Genomic DNA, 2,592 nt, shown 5'->3' with positions numbered 1-2,592 from the left:
GGCCTGACCGCTGGGGTTGATGCATTCCCATCCGGCAGTAAAGAAGGGTGGAAGCCGGTGCCGAATGCCACAACCCTGGGCAAGATTGGCAATGATCCAGACTATCGGCTTGATGGTAATTACTTTCAGACTGTGGATATTGACGGTGGTGGATTACTCCAATCCATTGGCAGCGATGATCGCGCATTTACCGGTAAATACAATGGTCAGGAGTATACCATTAAGAATCTCCGGGACTGCTTTGTGAAAAATCTGAAGGGTGAGGTTGATGGCCTGGGTTTCACTGATGCCAGAATAGGGTCGAGTTCTGGTCCAACAGGAGTAGTGGCCTGTAAAGTTTCACGCGGTGGGACAGTTAGTAATATCCGGGTTGAAAATGCTGATGTTGACAACCGAAGGGATAAAGCGGCAATTGTAGGGGGTGAAATCGACGGAAAGGTTGCCAATATCACAGCAGTTGGTTGCTCTGTCAGTGCCAGAAAGCATGCTGGTATCGGCGGAGGATCTGTCTTGTCAAAGGGAACTCTGGCTAACATCAGAGCAATCAACTGCACGGTGGAAGGCTCCGGTTATTATTATGGTTATTATTATTATGCTGCTGGTATCGGGGCAGGGAGTGTTTCTGGAAGCATTGCCAACATCACTGCAATTAACTGCAAGGTGAAAACGTCTGGATCCAAATATCATGCCGGTATCGGTGCGGGGGAAGTTTCTGCTTATGGAAGTGTTACTAGAACTACAGCAACGAACTGCAGGGTGGAAACGTCCTCTGGCCCTGCCGGTATCGGAGCAGGGAGCGTTTCTAATGGAAACGTTACCGACACCTCTGCAACAAACTGCACGGTGGCAACGTCCTATAGCCCTGCCGGTATCGGAGCGGGGGAAGTTTATCGCGGAAGCGTTGCCAACACCACTGCAAAAAGCTGCACGGTGAAGTCCAGAGGTGCTGTCGGTATCGGAGCGGGGCAAGTTAATCGTGGAAGCGTTGCCAATACGATAGCAAGAAGTTGCACGGTGGAAACCTTCGATTCTTCTCATCCTGCTGGTATCGGGGCAGGGTATGTTGATTCTGCTGGAAGCATTGCCAACATCACTGCAATTAACTGCAAGGTAAAAACGCTCAATGGCGGCGATGCCGGTATCGGGGCGGGATCAGTGTTTTCTCGTTCTAGCGCAGGCGTTTCTAACACCATAGCAATAGACTGTACAGTTGAAACCTCCAGTGCTGGTAATGCTGGTATCGGGGTAGGGGAAGTTCGTGGAGGCTACGCTAACACCTTTGCTAACACCATAGCAATAAACTGCACAGTGAAAACTTTCGGTACCTTCGGTAAGAGTGCTGATGCCGGTATCGGGGCGGGGAGTATTTCTACTGGAACCGTTGCTAACACCATGGCATTCAACAGCAAAGTTATAACCTCCGGCACGAAAGCAAATGCGCGTATCGGGACAGGAGGGTTTGGCACTGTTGTTAACACTACGGCGGTAAACACCACTGTCGTAAGTGAAAAGGGCTCTGCGAATATCCGGGGAGGTTCTAATTCAACTATCTGTAATGTTAGCGTTAACGGTGAACCGCAACCAGACACCGCCGGGGATTGCCTCTACTTGCTGGATCATTTTTGTGAAGATATTGACCCACGCCTGTTGAAGCCGAATTGCCAGCCTGGTGACTGTTATTCATGGGCATTAACAAATGACGCTTTCACCGGGTTTGAGTCATGTCCTGTTGTCCCGGAAAACAGCTCAACCACTCCCGGACAAATCACAACGCCTGCACACATCGCAACGCCAACACAAATCACAACACCAGAAGCAATGACAACTTCTGCACAGAGTCCAACGTCCAGCCAAACCAAAGAGCCTGAGGTGACATGCTCTACTACTCAGTTCACCTGCGACAACAACAGATGTATTCCTGACCGTTGGCAGTGCGATGGGGATAACGATTGTGGTGATTACTCGGATGAGCTGGCAGAGTTATGCAAACCTGTTGCTCCCAGCCCAACGCCGCCAACAGTTACCCGCCAGAGTTTTGCCAGGAGCACAGGCTACTCTGCAGGCGCGGCCGGGAAGCCGACGACAGCACCGGCCACGTCTGCACCGACGGTAGCGAACACCACCATGAACTTTACCGGTCTACCGGAGACGGCTTTGCCCACCCGGGTGGCACCACTGGCGGCTAGTACTGGTGCAATAGCCGGTATTATTGCCCTGGGGGCTGCGGCCATTGTGCTGACAGGGGTGTGCATCTATCGTCATTATCACCGCAGGTCATCCCCCGCTGTTGCCGGTGGCCTGATGGAATTGGGGATCATCAATACTGCGGGTCAGGCTGGGGACGAGGTTTATCAACCGATGATAGAAGCCGTCAAGCACTGCAAGTGAAAAGGTTGATGGCAGGTGGTGGTGACCATCTCCCGTGGTCCGAACTTGTATGCACTGCTTTAACGGCAGATGCCGTATAGTAGGGAGCGGTGATGGCTGTCGTGTAATCAATGGTTTTCATAGGGGCTGTCCTGAAATAACTTCGACATTTCTACAGACTCTACCCGCCGCCCGAAAAGCTGGAACCACTTGTGCTTTTGCGGG

At 51.8% G+C, this 2,592-nt stretch carries 2 protein-coding genes; one reads left to right on the top strand and one right to left on the bottom strand.

Annotation, left to right across the window (positions count from 1 at the left end; all coding sequences use genetic code 11):
* Window positions 1–2,388: hypothetical protein (locus tag KDK14_RS15055; RefSeq protein ID WP_257265993.1), on the top strand; the 2,388-nt coding region annotated here is incomplete at its 5' end.
* On the opposite strand, the gene KDK14_RS15050 is transcribed toward KDK14_RS15055, so the two are convergent.
* Window positions 2,372–2,509, bottom strand: a complete 138-nt coding sequence (locus tag KDK14_RS15050; protein WP_257265992.1) for a hypothetical protein — start codon at window positions 2,507–2,509, stop codon at window positions 2,372–2,374. The two genes, KDK14_RS15055 and KDK14_RS15050, sit on opposite strands and share 17 nt — an antisense overlap.
* Window positions 2,510–2,592: the final 83 nt, after the last annotated feature.

The sequence above is a fragment of the Endozoicomonas sp. ONNA2 genome, assembly GCF_024606365.1.
In the GTDB taxonomy this organism is placed as follows: domain Bacteria; phylum Pseudomonadota; class Gammaproteobacteria; order Pseudomonadales; family Endozoicomonadaceae; genus Endozoicomonas.
Note: the sequence above shows the minus strand (reverse complement) of the source record. Positions and strands in the feature narration are given on the sequence as shown.

Excerpts from the sequence above, each read along its gene's own strand:
- KDK14_RS15050 (WP_257265992.1), bottom strand. The coding sequence starts at position 2,509 with ATGAAAACCATTGATTACACGACAGCCATCACCGCTCCCTACTATACG.